This is a genomic window from Ensifer sp. GW821-FHT05G01, from assembly GCF_059419585.1.
On the sequence record NZ_JBWKSC010000003.1, the window covers coordinates 363,821 to 389,894 of the forward strand.

Consider the following 26,074-nt stretch of genomic DNA (forward strand, 5'->3'; position numbering starts at 1 on the left):
GATTTGCCGAACGCGAAGTACCCCGGGGCCGCAAGTCGTCGTCACACGGCATAAGCGCTGCACCACGGCGGCGAACTTCATTTTAGCGATTGCAGATAATGCGATAAACTAGCCCAACAAGAGGCTTCGTTGATCCGGTAGGCAAATGGAACGCAGGCTCGCCGCCGTGATGATTGCCGACGTTTCCGGCTATGGACTGCTCACCCAAGCCGACGAGGAGGGTACATGCGCGCGATTTCAGGCCGATCTGCACGACCTGTTCGAACAACGGATCGCCGCGCACCGTGGACGGCTGATCAAGACCATGGGCGACGGGTTGCTGGTCGAGTTCCACAGTGTCGTCGAAGCGGTCCGTTGCGCGGTGGAGGTTCAGCGCGCGAAATCCGATAGCCGCGGCTCCGAAGAGGGGCGGCTGGAATTTCGCATCGGCATCAATCTTGGCGATGTCATCGTTGAAGGCGACGACATTCAAGGCGATGGCGTGATCATTGCCGAGCGCCTGCAGAGCCTCGCTGAACCGGGTGGGATCGTCATTTCCGGCACCGCCTACGATCAGGTCGAGAAACACCTCGATGTCCGTTTCGTCTCTATCGGCGAACAACGCCTGAAGCATATCGAAAAGCCGGTTCGGGCTTATCGCCTGGCGCTGAACGAAGCCCACGCGGGCAGCGCGAAAGCCGCAACGCGCCGCATGACGCGCTGGCCGGCACTTGCTACATCCGCGGTCGTGCTTGTGGCGGCGAGCGGCGTCGCCTGGTGGCAGCCGTGGGAGCCACCCGTGGAAACGCCCCAAGTCCGACTATCGAACCTGAGTGTTCCAGACAAACCGTCGATCGCGGTGCTTCCGTTTGCCAATGTGAGCGACGATCCGAGGCAGGAGTATTTCGCCGATGGCATGACCGATGGGCTCGTCACCGAGCTCGCCCAGGTCTCCGGCCTGTTCGTGATCGCGCGCAACTCGACCTTCACCTACAAGAACAAGGCGGTGACACCCAGGCAGGTGTCCAAAGAACTCGGCGTCAGATACGTGCTTGAAGGCAGTGTGCAGCGTGCCGGAGAGCAACTGCGGATCAATGCCCAGCTCGTCGATAGTCTCAGCGGCGGCCACGTCTGGGCCGGAAAGTTCGACGGTTCACTGTCCGATGTCTTTGCGCTGCAGGACGAAGTGATGCGGGGCATTGCCGACGCGCTGGCACTTCGGCTGGACCCGGACCAGCAGATGGCCTCCGGGCGCAAGGAAACGATGGTGCCCGCGGCCTTCGACGCGTTCCTGCGCGGCTGGGAGCATCACCGACGCACCACCCCGGAGGACTTTGCAAAGGCAGTGCCCTATTTCGAGCAGGCGATTGCGCTCGATCCCGCCTATGGGCGCGCCTACGCCGCCGCGGCCATGGTCTACGCGCGCATCTGCATGTGGCGCTGGCATTATCAGCTGGGCATCTCGCGGACCGAAGCGAGAGCCAAGGCGACGCAATATCTGCGGATCGCCCAGAAGCACAAGACAGCGCTCGCCTATCAGGCGTCCGCTCTCCTGTCCGAAGCGGACTGGCAATATGCCGACGCGCTGGCCGCACTCAAGGAAGCGATCGCGCTTGAACCGGGCGACTCCTGGAGCTACGCGCTGACGGCCCTCGTGCTGACCTCCGTCGGCCGTCCGGCGGAGGCCCTGCCCTACATCCGCACGGCCATGCGCCTCGATCCGCATTCTCCGTCCTTCTTCATCTACGTCCTTGGACTGACGCAATTCGGCCTCGAGGATTTCGAGGCGGCAGCGGCAGCAACGAAGCGCAGCATCGAACTCAACCCTCAGGATGACGGCTCATTCCTTCTTCTTGCCTCCGCTTCCGGGCACCTCGGTCGCCGCGCGGAAGCGGAGGCGGCCATAACCCGTTTCAACGGGCTTCGCCTTGCACGCGGCGGCACTGCGGCCAGCATCGCAACCAGCCCGCCGCTGGACCTGGCAACGCAGGAGGACAGCGCGCGCTTCTATCGGGGACTGCGGCTGGCGGGCCTGCCCGAGACCTTGATGAACACCGACTTCATCGCCGCCAACAGACTGGAAGCCGACGAAGCCCGCTCACTTCTCCTCGGGCATCGGCTGCATGGACGCATGCTGGATTCGGGCGAGGAACACGAGGCTGTGATTTCGATCGCGGGCATGGCCACTCTGACGGGAGACTGGGCCTCCATCGGCGCCGGTCGCATGACGAACGTCGAGGTCAAATTTGACCGGGACGAGGTTTGCTTCCTGTGGCTCAAGACAACGAACCTGTGCGGGACAGTGCTGCGAAATCCCGGAGGACTTCGCGCCAAGGAAAACGAGTTCATATGGTATCACGGCGACAGGGCCTTCACGTTCTCGCAGGTCCCCTAGCAGCTCAATATCGACACAAGTGCCCCTTGTGGCATCCCTGCGCATTTGCCGGCGTGCCAAACTTCAGGACACGCACTGCCATCGCCCGTTGACCGAAGCCAGATCGATCGCAAGCGCCTGCGGATGATTGTTGGCGGCCATATCGGGCCCCAAACGGCGCAGTCCATCTGTCGAAACGCAGCGATCAAGCAGGAATATATGTCAACCTCATCACGTCTTCGCCAACGTGATCGGTGGAAACGAGGCGCAGAGGCGGCCGCGGGCCCGCGAAGAATGGCGTGCCGCTGCCAAGCACGACCGGGTGGAAGTAGAGCCGATACTCATCGATAAGGCCGAGTTCGGTCAGGCTTCGCGCCAGATCCGGTCCGGAGACGGCAATCTCTCCAGTGAGCCGGGCTTTCAGGCCACCGATCACCGCCTCAATGTCACCTTCGACAAGCGTGGCGTTGGGGCCGACAGACTTCAGTGAGCGCGACACGACCCACTTCGGCTGGCGCCGCCACGCCGCCGCGAATGCCTGCCGCTCCGTGTCCCACTCAGGATGGTCTTCGTCCCAGTAGCGCATGATCTCGTACATGCGGCGACCGTAAACGCTGCCGGTCAGGCCACGCACGTGGTCTATCCAGTGCCGAAAGAGCACGGGGCCAGGCGCGAACCCCTGGTAATCGACATAGCCGTCCAGGGACTGGTTCATTCCAAACACAAGCTTCGCCATGCTGTAAACCTCCCGCGGGGTGGTCAGAATAGCGTGAGGCGACAGGACGCAAAAGTGAGGTTGGGCATAAACGGTGCGCCGCCTTGTCGGAGCGACGAACGAAGAAACAACCGCTACCGCCCCAGAAGCCCATCCAGCCAACGCCCGTCGAGCACGGCTTCAAGCTCGCCGGCGACATCGTCGAGCGCCGCATCGACCGACTGGCGATAGTTGGTCGCTCCACCTTCGATGCCGAAACTCTTCAGAAGCGCCGCGCGATAGGCGTCGCTCGCAAACAGGCCGTGCAGGTAGGTGCCCATCACCCGGCCGTCGGCAGACAGCGCACCGTCCGGGCGGCTGTCGATGCGCACCGATGGGCGGTCGCAGTCTGCGCCTGTCGTCCGGCCGAGATGGATCTCGTAGCCTTCCAGCGCAACGTCGTGTTCCAGCGACCAGGCGCGGCTGTTGCGGAGCGTCTTTTCCGGCGCCATCTCAGTTTCGACGTCGAGCAGCCCGAGCCCGGCGACCTCGCGGTCGCTGCCCTCTATGCCGAGCGGATCGGTGACGCGCGCACCCAGCATCTGGTAGCCGCCACAGATGCCGATCACGCGGCCGCCGCGTCGCACGTGGCGCTTGAGATCCTGGTCCCACCCCTCGGCCCTGAAATCCTTGAGGTCGCTGATCGTCGATTTCGAGCCGGGAATAACGACCAGCCCGGCATCGGCCGGAATGGGGCTTCCCGGCCTGACGAACACGAGATCGACCTCCGGCTCGGCAGCGAGCGGATCGAGATCGTCGAAGTTGGCAATCCGCGACAACACAGGAACGGCGATCTTGAGCGCCCGCCCCCCGCCACGTGCCAGCCTTTCAAGAACCACCGAATCCTCGGCGGGCAGCCGCCCGGCCGCCTTCAGCCACGGCACGACGCCGAAACAGGGCCAGCCGGTGTAGCGGCCGACAGCGGCGATGCCATCGTCGAACAGCGTGACGTCGCCGCGAAACTTGTTGATCAGATAACCGCTCACCATGCGCCGGTCCTCGTCAGGCAGGATCGCATGGGTGCCGACCAACGAGGCGATGACGCCGCCACGGTCGATATCCCCGACCAGCACGACCGGCACGTCGGCGCGCGTCGCAAATCCCATATTGGCGATGTCGCCGGCCCTCAGATTGATTTCGGCAGGCGAGCCCGCTCCCTCGACCACGACGAGATCGGCGCCGGCTGAAATCTGCTCGAAGCTTTCCATCACCGCGCCAAGCAACTTCGGCTTCAGCGCCTGATACTCCCGGCCCTTCGCCTGCCCCGCGACCTTGCCCTGCACGACGATCTGGCTGCCGACATCCGACTGCGGCTTCAACAGCACCGGGTTCATGTGCACCGACGAAGGCACGCGCGCCGCCAGCGCCTGCAGCCATTGCGCCCGGCCGATTTCGCCGCCGTCATCGGACACTGCTGCATTGTTCGACATATTCTGCGGTTTGAACGGCATGACCTTCAACCCGCGATTGGAGGCGAGCCTGCAGAGGCCCGCCACCAATACCGATTTTCCGACATCCGAGCCGGTTCCCTGAAGCATGATCTTGCGTGTCATGGCGCCACCGGTAACACCGAATTGACCATCGGCAAAGGCCTGCTTTGACACGATTTCGCCGCATTTGCGGCGCGTCGATAACAGTCTGTTTCGGTCGCTTATCAAGCTTGTCGAGTTTCTCTCCGAAACTAGCGTAAATGCGACATCCTGTGACGAGTTTGGTATTCAATTTCGCGCGGCGCGAGCCTATATCAGCGCCACCGAAACACACCCGGATAACAACACGTCCGGCCTCTCAAGGTCCATGTCCATGCTGTACATCTTCAGCAAACCGAATTTCGTTCAGATTGCCTGGAACTCCAAGGCACCCGTCAGCCAGTCGCGCGTTCGCAACGTCGTGCTCGATGCTCCCTTTGGACCACTTGGGTTTATCCGCACGTCCAACGTCGGTTGACTTTGCGGCCCGTTGATCGGGCGCGCTTTTGGCAATGGCTTTGCACTCCAGCAGCTAACGCCTTCTCCTCCAGCCGTCTCCCCTGTGGAGACGGTTTTTTTTGGCCGAATGACCGGGAAACCCGAGGCTCCCGGTTTGTGCATGTCGATCTCACAAAACCGCGACGCACTTTTGCGCGACATGCCCGAAAACGCGAAAACCGCATCAACCTCCTTCGAGGGATGCGGCTTCCAAAAAACGCTGGTCACTCCGGCAATACACACCGAAGGCTCGCTTCACACCCGGGACGCACTACCTTGATCCGGGCCGGCGGCCGTTTCCCGCCGCGCAACAACAATTAGCCGGACATCGTTACCGGATGGTTATTGAGGATTTAACGAAAGATGAATCGCGGCCTTTTTTGAACTTTTTTCGCGACATCGGCAGAAAATACCGGTGACGCATTCGCGACAGGAAAAGTCCTGATTGCAACAGATCAAAAATGGGCATCGCGGCGACCGCTATATTTTGCGGCACTAATTGTCGCAAATGCTTAAATTTGGGCGCCCTGAAGCCAAAAAATTCCTCTTCGATCATGTCGCAGACAGACGCCGCGGGCACGCGGACCCGGCCGTTTTCCGATTCAAGAGGTTGATTTCCCAACGAGAATACTTAGGCTTGCAGATCGGTATAGAGGAAATCCGGCCGGCGACAGGGTTCCGCGGCAAGGACACAAAAATTCCCATGACCGTCGCAGCGGGGGCTACCCTTGGCTTGTCTTTTGCCGAACCCCAGGCTGCTCATTTGGTTCGGGTGAACGGGATGCGAGGGCGTCCCCACGATGCCCGTTTGATCGTTGGCTGCAGTTAAAGACTGGGAGGTCTTGCAACATGAAGAAACTCCTCGCTTCCACCATCCTCGCCGCCGGCCTGTATGCCTTGGCGGGTTCCGCGCAAGCCGCGGAATGCGGAGAAGTCAGCATTGCCGAGATGAACTGGGCGTCTGCGGGCGTCGCCGCTCACGTGGACAAGTTCATCCTCGAAAACGGCTACGGTTGCACCGTAACGCTGGTCACCGGCGACACGATGCCGACCTTCGCCTCCATGAACGAAAAGGCCCAGCCGGATATGGCGCCGGAACTGTGGGTCAACGCCGTTCGCACGCCGCTCGACGCGGCGATCAAGGAAGGCCGGCTGATCGAAGCTGCCAAGATCCTGAGCGAAGGCGGCGTCGAAGGCTGGTGGATCCCGAAATTCCTCGCCGATGCCAACCCCGACATCAAGACCGTGCAGGACGCACTGAAACATCCCGAGCTTTTCCCGGCGCCGGAAGACGCCTCGAAGGCCGCCGTGCACAATTGCCCGTCGGGCTGGAACTGCCAGGTCTCGACCGCCAACCTCTTTAAGGCAATCGATGCTGAAAAGCTCGGGTTCCAGCTGGTCGACACCGGCTCGGCCGCCGGTCTCGACGGTTCGATCGCCAACGCCTTCGCCAAGAAGACCGGCTGGCTCGGATATTACTGGGCACCGACCGCCATTCTCGGCAAGTACGAGATGACCCGCCTCTCCTTCGGCGTCGATCACGACAAGAAGGAATGGGACGCCTGCTCGGCCGTTCCAGATTGCCCGAGCCCGAAGGTCAATTCCTACCCGGTCTCCGACGTCTTCACGGTCGTGACCAAGTCCTTCGCCGACAAGGCGGGCGTTGCCATGGATTACGTCAAGGCACGCAAGTGGGACAACGGCACGGTCAACAAGGTTCTTGCCTGGATGGACGAGAACCAGGGCACGAACGAGGATGCTGCAAAGCACTTCCTCGAAGAGTTCCCTGATATGTGGACCCAGTGGGTCGCACCCGACGTTGCCGAAAAGGTAAAGGCTGCGCTCTGATTTCAGCTGATGTTGCAGGCGCCCGCGTGAAATGCGGTCGCCTGTATCTGCGCCTTCGCCTTCGGGAAAGGCAGACTGCATGGCGCTCGATGCTCCCGACGACGAACGGGAGCCGTTCGCGTCGCATTCAGGTAAGCGGGCGTCACGTTCCGCTGTCACATTCCTCACGCCGGGACCCGAAGAGGTCACCCGTTAAGTCTGCGCAAGGATCGGCAACGACCGGTCCACTGACGCAGTCGGCGTCATAAGACTTCCGGCCAAGAAGGGGAAAAATATGGCATCCATCTGCAGTGTCTTGCCAGCGTTGCTTTGCAAGTTCCCTGCCATTGACGACGGAACGATCCGGCTCGCCCGCAAAACCATCGACGATGGTTTCAAAGGGTTCGTTCGCTCCTATGGCGACGCCATCGATACGGTCGTGCAGCCGCTACAATGGTTTTTGAACTACCTCGAAGGCGCGTTCGTGGCGTCGCCCTGGATCCTCGTGCTGATCGTCATGGTAGCTGTGGTCTATTACGGCAGCCGCAACATCAACATCACCATCGGAACGGCGCTGTCGATGATCGCTATCGGCCTGGTCGGCCTGTGGAACGACACGATGATCACGCTGGCGATGGTCACCGTCTGTACGCTGATCTCGATCCTGATCGGCATTCCGATCGGCATTCTGATGGCCCGCTCCGACCGGGTGCAGGCGATCGTCAATCCTGTGCTCGACGTGATGCAGACGATGCCGAGCTTCGTCTACCTCATCCCGGTTGTGATGATTTTCGGCATCGGCAAGGTTCCGGGCCTGATCGCCGTCGTCATCTACGCTGTACCGCCGATGATCCGGCTCACCAATCTCGGCATTCGTCTTGTCGACCAGGAAGTGCTGGAAGCCGCCGACGCCTTCGGCTCGTCCGCCTGGCAGAAGCTGAAGAACGTGCAGATGCCGCTGGCGCTGCCCACGATCATGGCCGGCATCAACCAGACCATCATGATGTCGCTGGCGATGGTCGTCGTCGCGTCGATGATCGGCGTCGGTGGCCTCGGCAAGAACGTGCTGCAGGCGATCGCCAACCAGTTTTTCACCGTCGGTTTCCTCAACGGCTTCGCCCTTGTCGGTATCGCCATCATTTTCGACCGTACCAGCCAGGCCTTCGGCAGGCGGCTGCAGAAGCATTCGGAGGTTATCCATGGCTAGTCACGCGATCGAGGTGAAGAACCTCTACAAGATCTTCGGCCCCAATGGCGGCGACTATGTCGATGCGGTCAAGCGGGGCCTGGGCAAGGCGGAACTCAACGAGAAACACGGCCACGTTCTCGGCCTGCAGGACATCAACATCTCGATGCCGGCCGGCGGCGTGATGGTGGTCATGGGGCTTTCGGGCTCCGGCAAGTCGACGCTGATCCGCCACATCAACCGGCTGATCGACCCGACTGCGGGCGAAGTGCTCTATGACGGCGTCGACGTCTGCAAGATGAGCGACAACGACCTGCGCGAATTCCGCCGCCACAAGACGGCGATGGTGTTCCAGAAGTTCGCGCTGCTGCCGCACCGCACCGTTCTCGACAACACCGTCTATGGTCTCGAGATCCAGGGCGTCGGCAAGGCGGAAAGCGAAAAGCGCGCGCGCGGCTGGATCGAGCGCGTCGGTCTCCAGGGCTTCGAAAACCATTATCCGAACCAGCTGTCCGGTGGCATGCAGCAGCGCGTGGGCCTCGCCCGGGCGCTGACCAACGACGCCGACATTCTCCTGATGGACGAAGCCTATTCGGCGCTCGATCCGCTCATCCGCGTCGACATGCAGACGGTGCTTCTCGACCTGCAGAAGGAGCTTAAGAAAACGGTCGTCTTCATCACCCACGACCTCGACGAGGCGCTCCGGCTCGGCGACAAGATCGCCATCCTGCGCGACGGCCGCGTGGTGCAGCAGGGAACCGGCCAGCAGATCGTGCTCTCACCCGCCGACGACTACATCACCGCCTTCGTCAAGGAAGTGAACCGCGGACGCGTCATCAATGTCGAGACGATCATGCGGCCGCTTACGGGCAATCCGGAGGGCCTGCCGCTGGCAATGGGCATGGTGCTGGAATCGGCAGCGCGCGCCATGACCGGTGCCCACGTCAACGCAGCCCATGTCGTCGACGAGAACGGCCGCCCGGTCGGCGCACTCGACCTGCCGACGATCATTTCGGCGATGGTGACGCCCACCAGCCACGAGGACAAGAGAGCCGCTTGAGGCACACCCGCGGTTGAAAAGAACGGGCGCCGGCACCACCCTCTACGGGAATAGGCTGCGGCGCCCCTTCGATCTTCCGGTCAGCAGTCGTCACACGTCCGTGTCTGCTAAAACCGATCCTTCGCGCACGGAGATGTAGCCGGGTTTGGGCCGCTCTATGGAATTGTCAAAAATGGTCCAGGCGGGCTGACCGTCTGCCGTCATGAAGGAAGCAACGTAATACCCACCTGCAAGTGCAATCGAGAGCTCCGGAAGTCGCCCGAAAATTGTGATGTCGCGCACCTCTCGACCAATCAGAGCCGTAAAGACGTCGCCCCAATTTTCTTCGTCGCTCCAACTTCCGCACAGGATGGACCCTTCGTCTTCAATCCGCCAACTCCACTCGATCATGACGGTGTAGGCGCCCTGCGGATTTCCCGGGGTTCCATCATGTCTTGTTCGGGGGATGAGACGTCCAAACTCCAGGAATATTGCCGAGCCATGCCCGCGCCAGACGGCCGACAAGGGCTGGGACAGAAGGGCCGATCGATACGTTGCGAAGATGGCTGAAGACAAATTACGACGCACTCTTCCGAAGACTTGAGAAAGCGAAATGTCGCGACCCCGGCAGGCTTTGTCAAACCGGGACGAAATCGACGGAACGCTCACGCGCTATGCGGTTTATAGCGCCCTACCGGCAAGCTGGTCACAAGCGGTGGCGATCGCAGCAAATGAACCGATAACATGGATTGCGTCCTCCGCGGGCGGGCACGCTGCGATCCAAACGCCATGCGGCAGCCACCGATACCGGCGGCGCAACTGTCACCGGCAAACAGCAATCCAAGTTCAAATCAAGCCCTGAGGAGCGCTGAACGCGATGCCGCGCTCAGCCGGTGAAGCGAGCGGCATCCCTCCGCCTTCAGTTGGTCTTCGTCGTTTCGGCTGCAGCCGGCTCGACGGTGCTTGCGGAGGAGAGCGAATCGGTCGTGGCAGGAAAATACTTGTCGAGCAGGCCGATCATCTGGTTGTCGCGCTTCTCAGCGGTTTCGCCGCCCATGACGACGCCGACGAGGCGCTTGCCGTCGCGGGTTGCCGAGGTCACCAGGTTATAGCCTGATGCCTTGGTGTAACCGGTCTTGATGCCGTCGGCACCCTCATAGCGGTTCATCACGCCGTTGTGGCCGCGAAGCTTCATGCCCCTGAACTCGATCCTGCGGTTCGAAAACAGCGCAAACTCTTCCGGGAAATCACGCATCAGGGCGATGCCGAGCGTCGCCATGTCACGCGCGGTCGTCACCTGCTCCGGATCAGGCAGACCATTGGCGTTCTTGAACACGGTGCGAGCCATGCCGAGCTGGTGTGCCTTCTCGGTCATCACCTTGGCGAACGCCGTTTCCGTACCGGCCAGCTGCTCGCCGATGGCAATGGATGCATCATTGGCCGACAGCACGATCATGCCCATCACGGCTTCGCGCACGGACACGGTGCGTCCGACGCCGACGGCGAGCTTGAAGGGCTCCTTGCTGTTGGCATTTTCCGACATGGTCAACCGCTGGTCCCAGGTCAGCCTGCCGTCACGAAGGGCTTCGAATGCCAGATAGATCGTCATCATCTTGGTCAAGGACGCGGGGTAATTCAGCTCGTCGGCATTTTCGGCCTCAAGGACCGTGCCCGTCTGCGCGTCGAGAACGAAATGGGCCTTTCCGGCAAAAGCGGAGGACGCACCGCCAAGCAGCAGACCGAGTGAAACCGCGGCCGACGCGAGTGTCCGGAGTGTAAAATGCATGATGTTCTTCTCGTTTGAGGCTATCGATCAGCGCGCGAGATCCGCGGGCAGGCTGGCGACTACATAAGTGCGCCCTTTTACAGCGATCGCCAGCAGGCCGCAATCGCCTATGGGCTGCGGCCTTTCGTCGTGAGCACCCGCCCGGATTTGGCCACAATGGCTCCATTCGACGGCAGGCTTCCGCCCGAGATCGACCCCTTCTAACCGTTGCGCGACGCGACCGCCCTCGCCCCGAAAGGCCAGCCGGACAGAAACGGTTTCTCGATGAAACGATAGGTCAGATACGAGGCGACGAGCACGGCGGCCGTTGCTGCAAGCGTGACCAAAGTCGCGAAACCCTGGCCGAGCGCCAGCACCGTGTCGCCATCGGCGGCGACATGGGTCGGCACCTTCAGGCCGAAGCGCAGAACCTGGGTCACCACCCAACCGACGATGGAATGGGTCAGGTAGACGCTGTAGCTGACGGTGCCCAGCCACACGAAGAACGGCCACTCGAGAAAGCGTCGCAGGGACGTATCCGCCTCAAGGCTCGCAACGGCCACGATCGTCAGCGCGAAAAGCGGAGGCAGGAGGATCTCCGCACGGGTGCCACCAAGACCCCAGATTGCCAGAATTACGAGCGCCAGCGCGCCGGCTGCCATCGGCGTGGCCGCCTTTCGGGGAACCCGGACGTGGAGCGAGGCGGCCCATGCCCCCAGGAAAAAGGAAAATACGCAGCGGATGATCGCAAAGATCGGATCTGTCTCAAGCCGCCCGCCTTCCAGGGCCAGCAGGACGATGGCCGCCCCACCCGCCAGAACAAGGCACCAGCGCATTTCCAGCCGCAACAGCCCCATGGTCAGGGCGAAGATCAGATAGGTCCAGAATTCGACCGAGATGGACCAGCTCGGAATGTTGAACCCGAGTTCGTTCAGGACCACGCCCTGCAGCAGAAAAAGATTGGCAAGGAAGGCGCTCGCGTCGGAGACGACGAAGGCGGGGTTGTTGGAAACGATCCCGGTTCTCTGTTCAAAAACGTATTTGAGGCACTCGATGCCGAGGAAGATCAGCAGCGTGAACAGGTGAAGCGGATAGAGCCGCCAGAACCGCCGGCGCTGAAAGCTTGCAACCTCGGCGGGGGTCGACAGTCGGTTGGCATAGTTGAGCGCAATAACGAAACCACTGAGCACGAAGAAGAAGTCCACCATCAGGTAGCCATGCCGGATGAAGGCGTTTTCGCTGAGCATGCTGCCATAGCGGAAATGGTGCACGGCAACGGCAAGGGCCGCGAATCCGCGCAGGGATTCAAGTGCCAGAAGCTTGGATTTCTTCGCCATTGGGGAGAATGCTCCATCCCTGACGGCTTGCGCCGCCATTTCATCTCGTTGCGCCGCAAGCTTGGATTTTCTGCTTCGAAGGATGCAGGCTCCGCAAGGACAGTCCTGCCGCAGTTTCGCCCGGGAAGGCTTAAAATCCGGTAATGAGCGTTGGGCGCAACGCGGAAGCCTGACGGGTCCGGGCGAGGCAAAAAGAGGTCGGCCCTGAGGATACGGTCCCGGAATGAGCCGATGCGTCGTTTCACCCGACCTTAACCCAATTGCGCCATGCTTGATGGCAAGTCTTGGGCCCGCTCGGCGCGGCTGCAGACGTAGACTGCAAAACAGAAGGTGGCGCCCTGTTGGCGGCGTCCTTGCCCCAGTAATCCCGGCGCCCCCATGCAAGCGACCCCAGCCACGGCAAACTCTCCTTCACGACGGCACCTTGTGCCGGCGGGGTTGAGCGACGACGCGGGGCTTGCACTGCTGACACGGCATCTGGCGTCGCTCCTGTCCGGTTTCGGGCTCTTTCTCATGGTCTTCACGCTCATGCCCTTTCAGGGCGCGATGGAGACGGACCCGAACGCCGCCAACGACGGCAACATCATCAACCAGGTCGGCTACATCGTGCTCGGCGCGGTCTATCTCTTTGCGATGTTGCTCGTGGTCGACAAGCGGGTGCTGGCGCGGCTCGTCTCGCCGGCCTGGGTGGCAATCTTCGCTATCGCCTACTTCTCATGTCTGCAGTCCTACGATCCGGCAGCATCTGCCCGTGGCCTGACGCTCAGCCTCGTGGCGATGATCATGGTGGCGGGTGTGCTGGTATTGCCGCGCAGCGAAGAGGATTTCGTTCACGCCGGCGCAAATGCGATCCTGCTGCTCATCCTGATCGACTATGCGGCACTCGTCGTGGCGCCGGACCTCGCCGTTCACTCGGCCGCCGGCGGCGAACCCTGGCATGCGGGCTTCTGGCGCGGCCATCTCTTGCACAAGAACGTTTCGGCGCCGGTCTTTTCCATCCTGTGCATGTTCGGCATCTATTGCCTGCGCGCCGGCGCCCCGCTTCGCGGCTGGGCGATCACGCTCCTTTCGGTCAACTTCGTGCTGCATACCGGCTCGAAAACCACCATCGGCTTCCTGCCGATCGCCATCGCGCTGGTGCTTGCCGGACGCGCCGTTCGCAGCCCGGGCCTGATGATCTTTGCCCATCTCGTCATGTCGGTCGTGATCTTCGGCCTGACGCTCGGCACGATCTATTCCGACACCCTGCTCGCAGCCACCAAGGCCATCATCGACGACCCCACCTTCACCGGCCGCGACGATATCTGGAAGTTCGCCAGCGACAGCATCGCCGGGCACCCCTGGTTCGGCCAAGGCTACTCCAGCTTCTGGCTCTCGCCCGTCATCATGGGGCTCGAGGCGAATTTCGAAGCGAATTGGGACGTGCGCGGCATTGTCGCCGGCCACAACAGCTATCTCGACGCGGCACTGACATTCGGCCTGCCGGGCGGCATCGCGATCAGCCTGCTACTCTTCGTCAAACCGCTTTTCGATTATATCCGCGCCTCGCGCCGCCCGGAGGGACGCGCCTTTGCCGACTTCTGCGTGATGGTCGTGATCTTCATGACTTACAACGCCATGCTCGAAAGCTTCTTCCTCAACCGCGCCGACCCGATGTGGCTGCTGACCGCGCTCGCGATCTTCGGCCTGGGCCTTGCCGGGCGCATGGGCCTGCGCCGCCAACAATAGTCGCCGGCCGACCGCAGGATGCTTGCAAAGACATAAAGATATCTTTATATCTCATTGCATTCATTCTAGCCGGGAAAAGCCGATGACCCTTGCCGCCAATGTTCTGTCCGATCTCATCGCCGAAAAGGGCGTCCTTCTTGCCGATGGCGCCACCGGGACCTCGCTGTTTGCGATGGGCCTCGAAGCCGGCGAAGCGCCCGAGATCTGGAACGAGACCCGGCCGGAGAACATCACCAAGCTGCACCAGGATTTCGTCGACGCCGGCGCCGACATCATCCTCACCAATTCCTTCGGCGGCACCCGCCACCGTCTGAAGTTGCACCACGCCCAGGATCGGGTTCACGATCTCAACAGGCGCGCAGCCGAGATCGCCCGCGCCGTCGCCGACAAGGCGCCGCGCAAGGTCATTACCGCCGGCTCGGTCGGCCCGACCGGCGAACTGCTGATCCCGCTCGGCGCGCTGTCCTACGAGGATGCGGTCGCTGCCTTTGTCGAGCAGATCGAAGGCCTGAAGGCCGGTGGCGCCGAAGTCGCCTGGATCGAGACCATGTCCTCCCCGGACGAGATCCGCGCCGCCGCCGAAGCCGCCGCCAAGGTCGGCCTGCCCTATGTCTATACCGGTTCGTTCGACACCGCCGGCAAGACCATGATGGGCCTGCACCCCAAGGACATCCATGATGTCGCCAAGGATTTGGGCAATGGCCCGGTCGCCGTCGGTGCCAACTGCGGCGTCGGCGCGTCGGACATCCTCTCTTCGCTGCTCGACATGACCGAGGCAAATCCTGAGGCAACCGTCATCGTCAAGGGCAATTGCGGCATTCCGGAGTTCCGCGGCTCCGAGATCCACTATTCCGGCACACCGCCGCTGATGGCCGAATATGCACGGCTGGCAGCCGACGCCGGCGCCAAAATCATCGGCGGCTGCTGCGGCACCACCTGCGGCCACCTCGCCGCCATGCGCGTGGCGCTTGACGAACATTCGCAGCGCGAACGCCCGACGCTCGATATCATCATCGAAAGGATCGGCCCGTTGCGCAACAAGACCGCCAACGAAGGCCCATCGGCGCCCGCCCGCGAACGGCGCAGCCGCCGCGGCTGAGAAGGCCTCCGCTCAGACAAGAAAACGCTCCGGCATCATCCGATCCGGAGCGTTTTCATTTTCGGTGCTCTGACCCAACACGCGCAGGCGCTTGCTCCAAAGCAAGGTCGATCGACGCCATCACAGGAGTGACGGCGCCGGCGAAAATCAGGCGCTTCTCTTCATTGCACCGCCGCTCTGCAGATGCTGGCGCCATGCCGCGAGCCCGACCTCGATATCCTTGCGGCCGAAACCGACACGAAAGCGATCCTGGGCAACCGGCAGCAGATCAGAGACGAACAGGCTCGAAGGCAACAGCAAGACGCCCGCCTCCTCTACCAGGCGACGGCAATGGTTCTCGACGCCATCGGGTCCGAGATAGCGGGCAAAGCCGACGCAGCCGCCATCCGGCTCCCGCCATTCGTAGAGATTGGGGAACTCGGCAAAGAAGGCGCCGAGCTTTTGAAGGTTTTCGGCGCAAAGCGCGCGATTGCGATCAAGCAAATGCTCGCGCGCCTTGAGCGCGATGGTCGCCAGCACTTCCGAAGGTCGCGAATTGCAGATCGACAGATAGTGCTTCATCTTCTCCATGCGCTCGAGCAGATGATGATCGCGGCAGGCGATCCAGCCGATGCGCAGGCCCGGCAGGCCATAGGCCTTGGACATGACGTTGAGCGATATACCGCGCTCGAACAGTTCTGCCGCCTGCGGCAATCGCAGCGCCGGGTCGCGCTCAAGCCCGCGATAGACCTCATCGCTGAAAAGGTGGATGCCACGTTCGGCGCAGAGTTCTGCGAGCGCCTTGAATGTCTGTTGATCGGCGATCGAGCCGGTCGGGTTGTTGGGGAAGTTGACGGCAATCAGCTTTGTGTTCGGCTTCAGCGCCGCATGAACGTCCGCAAGGTCCAGGCGCCAGTTGTTTTCCGGGCGCAGCGGCACGCCGGTGACCGAGGCCGCTATCGTGACCGGCAGCGTTTCCATCGATTGGTAGTTGGGCACGGTGACAATGGCATGGTCCTCAGGACCGAGCAGCGCAAGCATGGCGCAGTAAAGCCCCTCCTCCGCCCCGGCAAAGCAGAGGATATCCGCAGCCGAAAGCCCCTGATAGGTCGATGCAATCGCTAAGCGCAACGCCGGCGCACCATAGGTTTCGGTATAGCCGAGCGTCAGCTTGTCCCAGGCTTCCCGGTCCGTATCGTCGGCGAGCGCCAGCAATTCGCCCATGCCGATGGTTTCGGCGTCGCTGGCGGTCATATGATGGCGCGCCTTGAACTCCCAACGGGAGAAATGCGTTTCGAGGCGGAAGTCTGGCAAGGTAGTCATATCGTGTCCTCCGGTCGCCGCGCCGCGCGGGCGAGCGACATGATTGTCTTCGTCGTGATCAGGAAGGGTCGCTGCGGGCGGCAGTGAGATAATTATAGATCGAGGCGCGCGAGGTGCCGATCAGGCTGGCGAGGTGGTCTACGGCGTTGCGGGTCTTGAACAGGCCGCGCTCTTCGAGTGCGGCCACAAGTGCTACGCGATCCGACCGCTTCAGCGCAGAGAGTGCGAGCCCCTGCTCCTTCAGCCAGTCGTGCAGCGAGGCATTGATCTCCTCGCGCCAGTCGCGCGAAAACAGCGCCTGCGGCCGCGGCTGCTCGGCGCCGGCAAAGGCGGAAAGCAGCTTCACGGCACTGTCGATCATCGAAACGTCGAGATTGATGCAAAGCAGGCCCGCCGCGTCACCCTTGGCATCTCGCAGCACCGCCGAGACCGACTTGATGCGCCGGCCATCGGCGCCGGTCTTCTCATAGGGCCCAAGCACGCTCTCCGTACCGGAAACTGTGCCGAACTCCTCCTCGATCAGCGAGTCCTCGCCGACGGCACGCCCCGACGAAGCGTTCCAGATGGCAGCGACGGTGCCGCTCTTGAGGTCATGCAGCACGACCTCGGCATGCGGATAAAGCAAGGCGCTGATGGCCGCGCCAGAAGGCGCGTGCATGGCAATGTTGAAGGCGATGGCGGGCTCTATGTTCATGCGACAGGCATGATCGATTCTAGACTTTTTGTCAATTCTAGACAGTACGTTTAATTCAAATATTCACCAATGCTTGCGCACGCGGCCGGCCTGTCCTATCCCGAGGGAGACGAGATTCGCCTGGAGAGACTGACATGAATGCCGGACCCGCTTCCTTTCCCGACAGGGACACCGTTGCCGACAAACTCTCGGTATTTGGCGAGGCAGATCAGGCCTTTATCAGATTGTTGATGGAAAACCTCGAGCAGGACGAGCGGATGATGGAAGGCCTCTATCGCTGCCTCGACATCGCATCCGAAGCCCGCTTTCTCAACTCGCTGAAGCTCGAAAAACTCGGGCATTGGCTCGGCAGCGAGGCGCCGGCTCGGCTGCAGATGCGCCTCATGGAAGCCGCCCGCTCCAGCCAGCACCCGGCCTACCAGGCATTCAGAACCGGATTGACGAAATCCGGCGGCTTGGAGCGCGCGTTTCCCAAAGCGTGAGCATACGCCTCACATAGGTGGGCAGGCCGCGCCTTGCAGTTCGTGCCGCACCTTTCAATTCTCGAAAGAGCTCGAGCTGGCTGAGATTGCACCACCGGACAACAAATTCCTCCGATCGCAATGTTGAACCGAAACTCGCCCTCGGCATCGTAAAGGGCGTCAAGCATTGATCTTGCCGCAACTGTATGCGCAACTTTGGATCGTTGCGCCGCCTCGATCCAGAAGGAAGATCCGATGCCTTTCGTTCGTGAGCTCTTTGAGAAAGCCCGTGCCCGCCTCATCCTCGTGCCCGAAGATACGACAATTCTCGACGTCGCACGCCTTTTGCACGCGGGGACGGACATCGTCGTGCTGCGAGACAGCTCCGGAAGCCTCGCCGGTGTGCTGACGAAGACGGATATTGTTGAGCTTCTCGTTTTGTCGGAACGGCTGGAGGGTTCCGCGACTGCCGCTTCCGTGATGAAGCAAGACGTGTTGGAGTGTCGGATGGGAGATGACATCCATGGACTCTGGCTTCAGATGCACGCGTCCGGCATCAAGAACGTTCCGATCGTAGACGAAGGCAGGCAACCCATCGGCATTCTTAACGCACGAGACGCCCTCGAAAACCTCCTGGAGGATACGGAGAAAGAGGAAACATTGCTGCGCCACTATGTGATGGGGCTCGGCTACCGCTAGGCAGCGGATGCCCGCCTGATGCAGACATCTTGGCGTTGAGTCCAGCATTGCCGGCTTTGCCGCGTCGACTTTCATCGTGGCGGCAAAGCTACATATCGCTGTCGAGCAGCGAAGCACCAAACTCCTTTTCCCCGGTTTTCGGGGAGAAAGTTCCGGACGGCGGACAGGCGGCGCCGTACGTTCAGATCGATACCCCTCTACCGGGCATGGCACTCCCTAGCCCTCAATTGGCCGAGCTGCCACCGCCGGAAAGCCCCTTGGCGAGCCGAACCAGATTGACGAACTCGCCGCGATAGCCGAACGGATCCGCCCCCTTCGATGCTGCCGCCAGCTCGATGACTGCGTCATAGGAATAATCCTCAACCGCCGTCACGCCCGAAAGCTTCTGCCCGAAGGCGGCCACCGCCACCGAGAAGCGCACATCGTTCGGTGCCTCGCCGAGCGAAGGCACGGCATTCGCCTCGGTCACCGGTGTGGTGATCAGTTCGCTACGGTCGCTATCCGGCTTCTTGTAGCGGATATTCAGGAAAGCCAGTTCGCCGGCATTGGCCGAGGCATCCGCCGCGGGCTTCTCGGCCGCCTTGTAGCGCAGGTCGTCGTTCAGCACCGCCGGGCTGCCCTTCGGCGTCACCTCGTAGATCGCCGTAACGCTGTGACCCGAGCCGATGTCGCCCGCATCGACCTTGTCGTTGTTGAAATCCTCGCGCTTCAGCGCGCGGGTCTCGTAGCCGATCAGCCGGTATTCGGCGATTGCCGCCGGGTTGAACTCCACCTGCAGCTTGACGTCCTTGGCGATCGGGAAGAGCGACGAGCCCGCCTCCTCCACCAGCGTCTTCTGCGCTTCGGCGAGCGTATCGATATAGGCGGCCGTGCCGTTGCCGTTCTGCGCGATCGTCTGCATCAGCGCATCGTTGTAGTTGCCGCGGCCGAAGCCAAGCACCGAGAGGAAGATGCCGCTCTTGCGTTTCGCCTCGATCATCGCCTTGAGTTCGTCGTCGCTGGCCGGGCCGACATTGAAGTCGCCGTCGGTCGCCAGCATCACCCGGTTGACGCCGCCCTTGACGAAGGCGTTTTCCGCCAGCCTGTAAGCCGCATCGATGCCCTCGGCCCCGGCTGTCGAGCCCCCCGGCTGCAGCGTGTCGATTGCCTGGAGTATCCTAGCCTTGTCCTTGACCGTGGTCGGCTCCAGCACCGTGCCGGCATTGCCGGCATAGGTGACGATCGACACCGTATCCTGCGGCTTCAGCCTCTCGACGAGCAGCCGGAAGGCGGCCTTTAACAGCGGCAGCTTGTCCGGCTCGTCCATCGAGCCGGAAACGTCGATCAGGAACACCAGGTTCGCCTTCGGCGCATCTGATGGCACCACGTCGTAGCCCTTGACCGCTACATGCATCAGCCGGGTGCCGCCGTTCCAGGGTGTCGGCATGACCGTCACCGTCGCCTTGAACGGCTCGGCGGCAGATGTCGGACGCGGCCAGTCATAGGGGAAGTAGTTGACCATCTCCTCGACGCGCACGGCATCGCGATCCGGCATCTGGCCTTCCATCAGCGAACGACGAGCGAAGGCGTAAGACGCCGTGTCGACATCGACCGAAAAGGTCGAGACCGGATCGGTGGCAACGCTCTTCACCGGATTGCTGTCAGCCTTGGCGAAGCGCTCGCGGTTTTCCGGCTGTACCGGCTGCATCTCAGGCGAAACGACCGGCGCCGGCAGATAGGTCAGCCGGCCCTGCGCGCCGCCTTCCGCCGAAAGCTGTGCGGCGCTGTCGCTCATCGTCTGGTTGGCCATGGCATCTGCCTCGGCCGCAGCAGTGGGCGCCGGGCTGCTTTGGACGACGGTGCGTTTGGCACCTCCGCCTGTCTCTGGGCGGTTCAACAGCGAAGCGATTTCGTCGGCATCAAACGCGGGGGATTGCTCGCCGGAGGTGGCAGCGGACTGTCGTTCCTCGACCTTCGCTTCCTGCTGGCCCGCGGACAGCGCATCCGGCGCGAACTGCGATGGCGCCGGCTTCTTCGTGTCCACTAGCGCCTCTGGGAAAGCGGGCTTGGGCGTCGGCGCCGGCACCACTTCGCGCTTGCGCGCAGCCCCCTCGGAATCGACCCGCGCAGCCGATGCTTCAGGCTGCGCCTGGCGCTTGCCCTCATCCTTGAGTGCGATCTCCTGCACGCTCTCGCCGATGGCCGCACCGTTGCGCGTTAGTTCCAGCGTCAGAAAGGCGGCGGCGGGCACGACGAGCAGCGTGGCGAGTGCCGATCCGGCAAGCAGTTTCCTGTTCATGATGGGGCTCCATATCCGATTGAAGATGGAGCTTTGACGAACCGGCGGCACCGATCCTTGGGTGGCGGTCGAATTTTCTTGCGTCTCGTCGAATGCCTGCATGGCGGCGGCAAGCGCGCGGGCGCGTGCCTCGTTCGAAGCCTTTGGCGGGGTCAGCCCGGAGAGCTTGTCGAATTCGTCGGTCATGATCACACGGCCTCCTTGCCAAGCACTGTCTTCAGCCGCTTGCGCGCCTCATGCACATGCCAGGACACGGTCGCTTCCGAGCATCCGAGCACGTCGGCGGCAGCGGCATGGCTCATCCCCTCGGCATAGACGAGCAGCACCGCGTCGCATTGTTTTTCCGGCAGCGCCCTTACCGCCGTCCACAGCGCCTCCTGGCGCTCGTCCTCGTCCGTTTCGCCGCCGCCAAGAACCGCCTGCTCGCTGGCATAGGACTGCATCCTGTTGCTGTCACGCATCTGGCGTCGCTTATGGTCGCGCGCCGCGTTGATCGTCAGCGTGTAGAGCCAGGTGCGAAAGCGGCTGGTGCCGCGAAAGCCGCGAATGGCAGAGCCGAGCCGCACACAGACATCCTGGGCGATATCTTCCGCATCCGCCGCATTGCCCGACCAGCGCCAGGCGACGGCATGGACAAAATCATAGTTCCGCTCGACCAGCTGGCCGAACGCCCGTCTGTCTCCAGACACTGCTTTTTCGACGAGTTCAGCGTCCAATGGCGTGCCCGCTCCCACCTGTTTCAGACCTTAGACGTTGCACGGCGACAATTCCTTGGGCCGCCGACGAAAAAAATCGTCGCGGACCCGTGGAAAAAGCTAGCGCGGGAATTTTCCGACGACGGCAATCATCGGCCCCATCGGGAACAGCCGGTCGTGCCGGTTGATATCGGGCGCATAGAGGCTCGAGATCGTGCCGTCGAGAAAGAGCGCGTTGGGGCAATCGAGCGCGTCGCGGAAGAGCGTGGCGAAGTCGTGAAACCGCACCGGCCGCTTCGACACGGCGAACACCACCTCGCCCGTTGCCGTCACGCCGACACCGTTGCGGGTTTTCAGGCTGGTGCTATCGGGCAGGAAGCGCGGATGCAGCGCCCCGTCGATCACCAGCATCGGGCCGGACTGGGTGGCAAACCGCGGGGTAATCCTGGCATCGCGATAGGCGTCTGCCGCCATCACGCCGGCCTTGCCGTCATCGACATAGAAGACGCCGTTCGGCAGAAGATGGAAATTGCCCCAACCGGTGTTGGTGTTGAGCGGCGCCTGCTCGCGCCCCTCCTCGATATGGAGGCCCACCGGCGACAGGTCGTCGTGATACATGCCGCCGTTCATGGCAAACAGCATGTATTCTTCGCGATGGCGCAGCTCCAGCGACAACGCCCGGAACGAGCGGAAGGGAACGCCCGCCTGATCCTTGTTGTAGAGGCGAATGTCATTTTCCGCCGGGTCGACGGTGCAGGCGATATAGTCCTGCCCGAGATGGCTGACATCACGGCAGGCGCCGAGCGCCGGGCCGGCAAGGCCGGCGGAAAGAACGGCGCCGACGAGAAAAGGTTTTGGGAAAAGCGGCATGACAAAAGGTCCAATCGAATCAGACGTCAAGCATCACCGAGATTGCGGCGGTTCTGGCGCAGGATCATGGAAGGGGTCCCGCAACCTATTCTGAGGACATCTCACTTCGAATCGTGTCAACTGAACACCGCTCAACCTCAGACTGTAGGGCCACGATGAAGTTCACCAGCATCGCACGCGCAGCGCTCTGCGCCATTGCTGTAGGTTCAGCCGCCACCTCGGCGGCCAAAGAGGTGAGCACCGCTGCAACTGAAGAAGTGAGCATCCCGGCGAGATGCCTGCTGCAGGTCAAAGGCGTCAAATATATTGCAGGGACCTGCGAGTTCCGCCCGATCGGCGGGGGTGATTTCGTACTGCATGGCGGGGATTATTTCACCTATGTCTTCATGTCGAGCGAGGACGGCACCAACGTGGCCGAGGCCCATTGGAATGCGCGCCCAAGCTCCACGCGCGCCCACAACCCGCTCGGCAAATTGGTGCGCGACGGGGCATGCTGGACAAGCGAAACGGTCAGGATATGCGCCTGGAAGCTAGACAAGTAATTTAACCGCCCCACCTGCACGACATGGTCTGAAGAAATCAGAGTTAGCGTCAACCGCCGGCAAGCAGCCCCATTGCAATGACAAGTCCATAACACCCGGCCGCCGCCGCAAGACCACAGATCATGGAGAGGCAGGCAAATCCGCCGACGCCCGCAAGCAGATAGGATTTCGGATCGCGGTTCAGCACATCCTGCGACAGCGAGACGAGTTGCCGCTTTTCCCGCAGGGTCGTCGCAAGCTTGACCGCATGGCGCTTTGCTTCCTTCTGCACCTCGCCGAAATTGTTGCCGATTGCCCAGATGGTGAGGAACAGGCCGAGGGCGCTGACGGCGAGAGCGAATTTCCTGAGAATGTCGATCGCGTTGGGAAGCATGTCGCCGCCGAACAACGAGCGATCCACCAGCGCATCGAAACCCGCAATGCAGGCGACGATCACAGCCGCGTGGCCGGCACCAATTGCCAGCAGGCGCTTAAAGGCGTCCTCCAAGATCTGGCTGTTGGCGGCGTGAATGCTGTTAAGTCGTGAGATCTGCGCTTCCACTTCCTCGCGCGACAGCTGCGGGGGATAGTTGCTCACGGATACGACTGGGCTGCCTCTCATACGATGAACTCCAACGCCACGCCGTCCAGATCGGTATAAATTCGATAATATTATCTTTCCACGACAACTCCAATTTTAGTCATTTTGGAGATTTGCACCATCTTTGCGCGTTTGGAGCAAGATGCGGAAAACTGTCTGCGGTTTTTGACCGCATCATGCAAGGCGGCGCAATCCGGTCGCTCAGAGGCCGAGTGCGGCCATGTGAAAGTGTAGCTGATCGGGCGGATAGCGATAGTCCCGCCCAACGGGACAAGCATCACGGGAAAGACATCCGTGCACAAGACAGCCCTCCCTGCCCGCCTCTGTCCGGAGATAGCTGCGACAGCGGCCGACATCGAACTGCAGGCCTTCGAGCGCGCCGGCGGGACAGGCGGGAACGCACGGCTTTTCCACGCAGCTGTCGCAAGGATGCCCCGCGGACCAATCGCCGCCGGCGGGTAGAGACCTGTCGAAGGCCAATGCTCCGCGATAGCCGTGCCAGAGCCCGTAGCGCGGGTGGATGAGAATGCCTGATGGAGACGCCTTCAGCCCTTCCGCGCGCATCGCCCATTGCTGGAACGGTTGCCAGGGCGGATCCGACGGGAAATAGGCGGTCGCCCCGTAGACCCCGGCGATCTCGCCGATCACCGTCTTCGACCAAGTGTCGAGCGGATCGGTCCCGCCACGATCAGGCGCCTCCTCGCGCCAGCGCACGAACGGCGCCCACAGCGAGCCGCCGATATTGCCGATCAGCGCCACGCTTGCCGCCGGGCGGCCATCCGCCAGCAATGGTGCTGCATCGCCGGGCACAAAGTTCAGCGTACCGCGCAAAAAAAGTCCGTGCGGCCGGAGAGCCGCACGGACGGTTTCAAGATGAGTGTCCGCGGATGCGGAAGGCGCCGTCATTTCGGTTTCGGCCCCTGTAGATCGTAATGCGGGCGCCAGACCTCCTTCTGGATCATGTCAGCCACCTGCGCCGCGCCGCCTTGCTCCCTGGCTCGCTCGGGACCCTTTCAGGTGAAAGCGTCGGGCATCGAATCCTTGCGCTGATCGATGAAAGCCTTGAGCGCATCGTCGATCGCGGGATCGAGGTACGGCGCCTCATAGTGTTCGAGCCAGCTGCGGCAAAGCGCATTGGCGCGCTGCTCGATGCGCTTTTCGCCTTCCACTTCCCACTGTTCGTAGGAGTTGTTGTCGGCAAGCGGCGACCGGTAGAAGGCCGTCTGGAAGTTGGCCTGGGTGTGGGCGCAGCCGAGATAGTGGCTGCCGGGGCCGACTTCGCGGATGGCGTCCAGTGCCTGGGCGTTTTCCGAGAGATCCACGCCTTCGGCCATCTTCTGCATCATGCCAAGCTGGTCCTGGTCGATCATGAACTTCTCGTAGGACGAGACCAGACCGCCTTCCAGCCAACCGGCCGCATGCAGCACGAAGTTGGTGCCGGCAAGCAGTGTCATGTTCAGCGTGTTGGCCGATTCGTGCGCTGCCTGAGCGTCCGGCACCTTTGAGCCGCAGAGCGAACCACCGGTGCGGAAAGGCAGCTTCAGGCGACGGGCGAGCTGTGCCGCGCCATAGGAGACCAGCGATGGCTCCGGCGTGCCGAAGGTCGGCGCGCCCGACTGCATCGAGATCGAAGCGGCAAAGGTGCCAAACAGCACCGGCGCGCCCTTGCGGATCAGCTGGGTGAACGAGGCGCCGGCCAGAACTTCGGCCAGGATCTGCGTCAGCGTGCCGGCAACCGTGACCGGGCTCATGGCGCCCGACAGGATGAACGGCGAAAGCACGCAGGCCTGGTTGTGACGGGCGTAGACCTTGAGCGCCCCCACCATGGTCTCGTCAAAGACCATCGGCGAGTTGGCATTGATCAGGTTCAGGGTGACGCAATTGTTTTCGACGAACTCGTCGCCGAAGACGATTTTCGCCATGGCGATCGTGTCCTCGGCCCGCTCGGGCGCCGTCACCGAGCCCATGAACGGCTTGTCGGAATACTTGATGTGGCTGTAGACCATGTCGAGGTGACGCTTGTTCACCGGAATGTCGACCGGTTCGCAAACCGTGCCGCCAGACGAATGTATCGACGGCGCCATGTAGGCGAGCTTCACGAAATTGCGGAAGTCCTCGATGGTCGCGTAACGCCTGACGCCTTCGAGGTCGCGCACGAAGGGCGGGCCATAGACCGGCGCGAAGATCGTCGCCTTGCCGCCAACCTGGGCGCTGCGGGCCGGGTTGCGGGCGTGCCAGGTAAATTCCGACGGTGCCGTTTTCAGAAGCTCGCGGCAAAGACCCTTCGGAAAGTGAACGCGCTGGCCGCGCACGTCGGCGCCCGCCTGCTTCCAAAGCTCGAGCGCCTCGGCGTCGTCACGGAACTCGATGCCGATTTCCTCGAGAATCGTATCGGCATTGCGCTCGATAAGCTGGAGGCCTTCCTCGTCCAGGACCTCGTATTCGCGAATCTTGCGCTGGATATAGGGCAGCGACGGCCCTGCGCCGCCGCCGGTGCGCGAGGCACGCCGTGCCGCCGCTCCCCGCCCCTCGCCTCGCGAGCGGCGACCGCCACCCTCAACCGCGTCCTGATCTGTCACGTCGCTCATTTACTCATTCCTCTCCCGCGCATTTCGATATCTTGCGCCTTCAAGCACCGATTGGCCCTAATGCTACCAAGCCGCAGTTACTGTACGGGTCTCAATGCGCCAACGAGTGGCGCAACTCGAACACTGCGATCTGCGTCATGGCCGACCAAAAACCGCATGGCGCGAATATATTGTTTTTGTTAAGAATATACAGGCCTCGAAAGAAGCTGCCCTGCCGTCGCTTTTTGTCATATGCGACGTCGCTTTCGAAAACAGATTTTTACACGTCGACCGCTATTGATTGATGAACGTGTCCGGATTTTAGCCCGGC

Annotated in this window: 23 protein-coding genes; 10 read left to right on the top strand and 13 right to left on the bottom strand. The window is 62.0% G+C overall.

Going from position 1 to position 26,074, the window contains the following annotated elements:
• Nucleotides 1-145: 145 nt before the first annotated feature.
• Nucleotides 146-2,374: an adenylate/guanylate cyclase domain-containing protein gene (locus tag AC07UR_RS10490; protein WP_209791385.1), complete on the top strand. Its 2,229-nt coding sequence runs from the start codon at nucleotides 146-148 to the stop codon at nucleotides 2,372-2,374.
• A gap of 184 nt (nucleotides 2,375-2,558) precedes the next feature.
• Here the strand turns inward: AC07UR_RS10490 and AC07UR_RS10495 are convergent, their stop codons facing one another.
• Both AC07UR_RS10495 and AC07UR_RS10500 read right to left on the bottom strand, forming a co-directional pair.
• Nucleotides 2,559-3,089, bottom strand: a complete 531-nt coding sequence (locus AC07UR_RS10495) for a dihydrofolate reductase family protein (protein WP_209791386.1) — start codon at nucleotides 3,087-3,089, stop codon at nucleotides 2,559-2,561.
• Between the two features lie 113 nt (nucleotides 3,090-3,202).
• Nucleotides 3,203-4,660 (bottom strand): cobyric acid synthase, encoded by a 1,458-nt coding sequence (locus AC07UR_RS10500; RefSeq protein ID WP_173421032.1) that lies wholly within the window; start codon nucleotides 4,658-4,660, stop codon nucleotides 3,203-3,205.
• A 250-nt stretch (nucleotides 4,661-4,910) separates the two neighbouring features.
• Between AC07UR_RS10500 and AC07UR_RS10505 the strand changes: the two genes are divergently transcribed.
• From AC07UR_RS10505 to AC07UR_RS10520, 4 genes are all read left to right on the top strand, one after another.
• The gene (locus AC07UR_RS10505) at nucleotides 4,911-5,054 is read left to right on the top strand and encodes a hypothetical protein (RefSeq protein WP_107027614.1); all 144 of its coding nucleotides are present in this window, start codon (nucleotides 4,911-4,913) and stop codon (nucleotides 5,052-5,054) included.
• A gap of 869 nt (nucleotides 5,055-5,923) precedes the next feature.
• Entirely contained in the window at nucleotides 5,924-6,922 is a 999-nt protein-coding gene (locus tag AC07UR_RS10510; RefSeq protein ID WP_173420281.1) for an ABC transporter substrate-binding protein, read from the top strand.
• Nucleotides 6,923-7,196: 274 nt separating this feature from the next.
• Nucleotides 7,197-8,108, top strand: a complete 912-nt coding sequence (locus AC07UR_RS10515; protein WP_173420282.1) for an ABC transporter permease — start codon at nucleotides 7,197-7,199, stop codon at nucleotides 8,106-8,108.
• Nucleotides 8,101-9,147 (top strand): quaternary amine ABC transporter ATP-binding protein, encoded by a 1,047-nt coding sequence (locus AC07UR_RS10520; protein WP_209791387.1) that lies wholly within the window; start codon nucleotides 8,101-8,103, stop codon nucleotides 9,145-9,147. Before AC07UR_RS10515 ends, AC07UR_RS10520 begins: the two co-directional genes overlap by 8 nt.
• A gap of 90 nt (nucleotides 9,148-9,237) precedes the next feature.
• Here AC07UR_RS10520 and AC07UR_RS10525 read toward each other — a convergent pair whose 3' ends face one another.
• From AC07UR_RS10525 to AC07UR_RS10535, 3 genes are all read right to left on the bottom strand, one after another.
• A complete protein-coding gene (locus tag AC07UR_RS10525; RefSeq protein ID WP_234941946.1) occupies nucleotides 9,238-9,702 on the bottom strand; it encodes a hypothetical protein in 465 nt (154 codons plus the stop codon).
• Nucleotides 9,703-10,045: 343 nt separating this feature from the next.
• Nucleotides 10,046-10,912, bottom strand: a complete 867-nt coding sequence (locus tag AC07UR_RS10530; protein ID WP_209791388.1) for a D-alanyl-D-alanine carboxypeptidase family protein — start codon at nucleotides 10,910-10,912, stop codon at nucleotides 10,046-10,048.
• Nucleotides 10,913-11,112: 200 nt separating this feature from the next.
• Nucleotides 11,113-12,228: an acyltransferase family protein gene (locus AC07UR_RS10535; protein ID WP_209791389.1), complete on the bottom strand. Its 1,116-nt coding sequence runs from the start codon at nucleotides 12,226-12,228 to the stop codon at nucleotides 11,113-11,115.
• Between the two features lie 438 nt (nucleotides 12,229-12,666).
• On the opposite strand from AC07UR_RS10535, the gene AC07UR_RS10540 reads away from it, so the two are divergent.
• Nucleotides 12,667-13,956: an O-antigen ligase family protein gene (locus tag AC07UR_RS10540; protein ID WP_209791390.1), complete on the top strand. Its 1,290-nt coding sequence runs from the start codon at nucleotides 12,667-12,669 to the stop codon at nucleotides 13,954-13,956.
• 82 nt (nucleotides 13,957-14,038) lie between these two features.
• Nucleotides 14,039-15,055: a betaine--homocysteine S-methyltransferase gene (gene bmt, locus AC07UR_RS10545; protein WP_209791391.1), complete on the top strand. Its 1,017-nt coding sequence runs from the start codon at nucleotides 14,039-14,041 to the stop codon at nucleotides 15,053-15,055.
• 147 nt (nucleotides 15,056-15,202) lie between these two features.
• On the opposite strand, the gene AC07UR_RS10550 is transcribed toward bmt, so the two are convergent.
• Nucleotides 15,203-16,357 carry an aminotransferase class I/II-fold pyridoxal phosphate-dependent enzyme gene (locus AC07UR_RS10550; protein ID WP_209791392.1) on the bottom strand — a complete coding sequence of 385 codons (1,155 nt, stop codon included), beginning with the start codon at nucleotides 16,355-16,357 and terminating at the stop codon, nucleotides 15,203-15,205.
• 58 nt (nucleotides 16,358-16,415) lie between these two features.
• Complete coding sequence (locus AC07UR_RS10555) at nucleotides 16,416-17,051, bottom strand: helix-turn-helix transcriptional regulator (protein WP_209791393.1); 636 nt, start codon at nucleotides 17,049-17,051, stop codon at nucleotides 16,416-16,418.
• A 134-nt stretch (nucleotides 17,052-17,185) separates the two neighbouring features.
• Between AC07UR_RS10555 and AC07UR_RS10560 the strand changes: the two genes are divergently transcribed.
• Complete coding sequence (locus tag AC07UR_RS10560) at nucleotides 17,186-17,533, top strand: hypothetical protein (protein ID WP_209791394.1); 348 nt, start codon at nucleotides 17,186-17,188, stop codon at nucleotides 17,531-17,533.
• Between the two features lie 234 nt (nucleotides 17,534-17,767).
• Complete coding sequence (locus AC07UR_RS10565) at nucleotides 17,768-18,211, top strand: CBS domain-containing protein (protein ID WP_209791395.1); 444 nt, start codon at nucleotides 17,768-17,770, stop codon at nucleotides 18,209-18,211.
• 223 nt (nucleotides 18,212-18,434) lie between these two features.
• Here AC07UR_RS10565 and AC07UR_RS10570 read toward each other — a convergent pair whose 3' ends face one another.
• From AC07UR_RS10570 to AC07UR_RS10580, 3 genes are all read right to left on the bottom strand, one after another.
• A complete protein-coding gene (locus AC07UR_RS10570) occupies nucleotides 18,435-20,675 on the bottom strand; it encodes a vWA domain-containing protein (RefSeq protein ID WP_234941947.1) in 2,241 nt (746 codons plus the stop codon).
• A 2-nt stretch (nucleotides 20,676-20,677) separates the two neighbouring features.
• Entirely contained in the window at nucleotides 20,678-21,205 is a 528-nt protein-coding gene (locus AC07UR_RS10575) for an RNA polymerase sigma factor (protein WP_209791397.1), read from the bottom strand.
• Between the two features lie 99 nt (nucleotides 21,206-21,304).
• Nucleotides 21,305-22,054, bottom strand: coding sequence for a phosphodiester glycosidase family protein (locus AC07UR_RS10580; protein WP_209791398.1), 750 nt, complete (start codon nucleotides 22,052-22,054; stop codon nucleotides 21,305-21,307).
• Nucleotides 22,055-22,209: 155 nt separating this feature from the next.
• On the opposite strand from AC07UR_RS10580, the gene AC07UR_RS10585 reads away from it, so the two are divergent.
• Nucleotides 22,210-22,596 (top strand): hypothetical protein, encoded by a 387-nt coding sequence (locus AC07UR_RS10585; protein WP_209791399.1) that lies wholly within the window; start codon nucleotides 22,210-22,212, stop codon nucleotides 22,594-22,596.
• 49 nt (nucleotides 22,597-22,645) lie between these two features.
• Here the strand turns inward: AC07UR_RS10585 and AC07UR_RS10590 are convergent, their stop codons facing one another.
• From AC07UR_RS10590 to AC07UR_RS10600, 3 genes are all read right to left on the bottom strand, one after another.
• The gene (locus tag AC07UR_RS10590) at nucleotides 22,646-23,197 is read right to left on the bottom strand and encodes a hypothetical protein (protein WP_209791400.1); all 552 of its coding nucleotides are present in this window, start codon (nucleotides 23,195-23,197) and stop codon (nucleotides 22,646-22,648) included.
• 180 nt (nucleotides 23,198-23,377) lie between these two features.
• Nucleotides 23,378-24,082 carry a ferredoxin gene (locus AC07UR_RS10595; RefSeq protein WP_209791401.1) on the bottom strand — a complete coding sequence of 235 codons (705 nt, stop codon included), beginning with the start codon at nucleotides 24,080-24,082 and terminating at the stop codon, nucleotides 23,378-23,380.
• A gap of 107 nt (nucleotides 24,083-24,189) precedes the next feature.
• Complete coding sequence (locus AC07UR_RS10600) at nucleotides 24,190-25,764, bottom strand: trimethylamine methyltransferase family protein (RefSeq protein ID WP_209791402.1); 1,575 nt, start codon at nucleotides 25,762-25,764, stop codon at nucleotides 24,190-24,192.
• Nucleotides 25,765-26,074 lie beyond the last annotated feature (310 nt).

What these genes read in the sequence shown, in the direction of transcription:
- AC07UR_RS10490 (WP_209791385.1), top strand. Translation starts at nt 146, where the DNA reads ATGGAACGCAGGCTCGCCGCCGTGATGATTGCCGACGTTTCCGGCTAT.
- AC07UR_RS10495 (WP_209791386.1), bottom strand. Translation starts at nt 3,089, where the DNA reads ATGGCGAAGCTTGTGTTTGGAATGAACCAGTCCCTGGACGGCTATGTC.
- AC07UR_RS10500 (WP_173421032.1), bottom strand. Translation starts at nt 4,660, where the DNA reads ATGACACGCAAGATCATGCTTCAGGGAACCGGCTCGGATGTCGGAAAA.
- AC07UR_RS10505 (WP_107027614.1), top strand. Translation starts at nt 4,911, where the DNA reads ATGCTGTACATCTTCAGCAAACCGAATTTCGTTCAGATTGCCTGGAAC.
- AC07UR_RS10510 (WP_173420281.1), top strand. Translation starts at nt 5,924, where the DNA reads ATGAAGAAACTCCTCGCTTCCACCATCCTCGCCGCCGGCCTGTATGCC.
- AC07UR_RS10515 (WP_173420282.1), top strand. Translation starts at nt 7,197, where the DNA reads ATGGCATCCATCTGCAGTGTCTTGCCAGCGTTGCTTTGCAAGTTCCCT.
- AC07UR_RS10520 (WP_209791387.1), top strand. Translation starts at nt 8,101, where the DNA reads ATGGCTAGTCACGCGATCGAGGTGAAGAACCTCTACAAGATCTTCGGC.
- AC07UR_RS10530 (WP_209791388.1), bottom strand. Translation starts at nt 10,912, where the DNA reads ATGCATTTTACACTCCGGACACTCGCGTCGGCCGCGGTTTCACTCGGT.
- AC07UR_RS10535 (WP_209791389.1), bottom strand. Translation starts at nt 12,228, where the DNA reads ATGGCGAAGAAATCCAAGCTTCTGGCACTTGAATCCCTGCGCGGATTC.
- bmt (WP_209791391.1), top strand. Translation starts at nt 14,039, where the DNA reads ATGACCCTTGCCGCCAATGTTCTGTCCGATCTCATCGCCGAAAAGGGC.
- AC07UR_RS10550 (WP_209791392.1), bottom strand. Translation starts at nt 16,357, where the DNA reads ATGACTACCTTGCCAGACTTCCGCCTCGAAACGCATTTCTCCCGTTGG.
- AC07UR_RS10555 (WP_209791393.1), bottom strand. Translation starts at nt 17,051, where the DNA reads ATGAACATAGAGCCCGCCATCGCCTTCAACATTGCCATGCACGCGCCT.
- AC07UR_RS10560 (WP_209791394.1), top strand. Translation starts at nt 17,186, where the DNA reads ATGAATGCCGGACCCGCTTCCTTTCCCGACAGGGACACCGTTGCCGAC.
- AC07UR_RS10565 (WP_209791395.1), top strand. Translation starts at nt 17,768, where the DNA reads ATGCCTTTCGTTCGTGAGCTCTTTGAGAAAGCCCGTGCCCGCCTCATC.
- AC07UR_RS10570 (WP_234941947.1), bottom strand. Translation starts at nt 20,675, where the DNA reads ATGACCGACGAATTCGACAAGCTCTCCGGGCTGACCCCGCCAAAGGCT.
- AC07UR_RS10580 (WP_209791398.1), bottom strand. Translation starts at nt 22,054, where the DNA reads ATGCCGCTTTTCCCAAAACCTTTTCTCGTCGGCGCCGTTCTTTCCGCC.
- AC07UR_RS10585 (WP_209791399.1), top strand. Translation starts at nt 22,210, where the DNA reads ATGAAGTTCACCAGCATCGCACGCGCAGCGCTCTGCGCCATTGCTGTA.
- AC07UR_RS10590 (WP_209791400.1), bottom strand. Translation starts at nt 23,197, where the DNA reads ATGAGAGGCAGCCCAGTCGTATCCGTGAGCAACTATCCCCCGCAGCTG.
- AC07UR_RS10595 (WP_209791401.1), bottom strand. Translation starts at nt 24,082, where the DNA reads ATGACGGCGCCTTCCGCATCCGCGGACACTCATCTTGAAACCGTCCGT.
- AC07UR_RS10600 (WP_209791402.1), bottom strand. Translation starts at nt 25,764, where the DNA reads ATGAGCGACGTGACAGATCAGGACGCGGTTGAGGGTGGCGGTCGCCGC.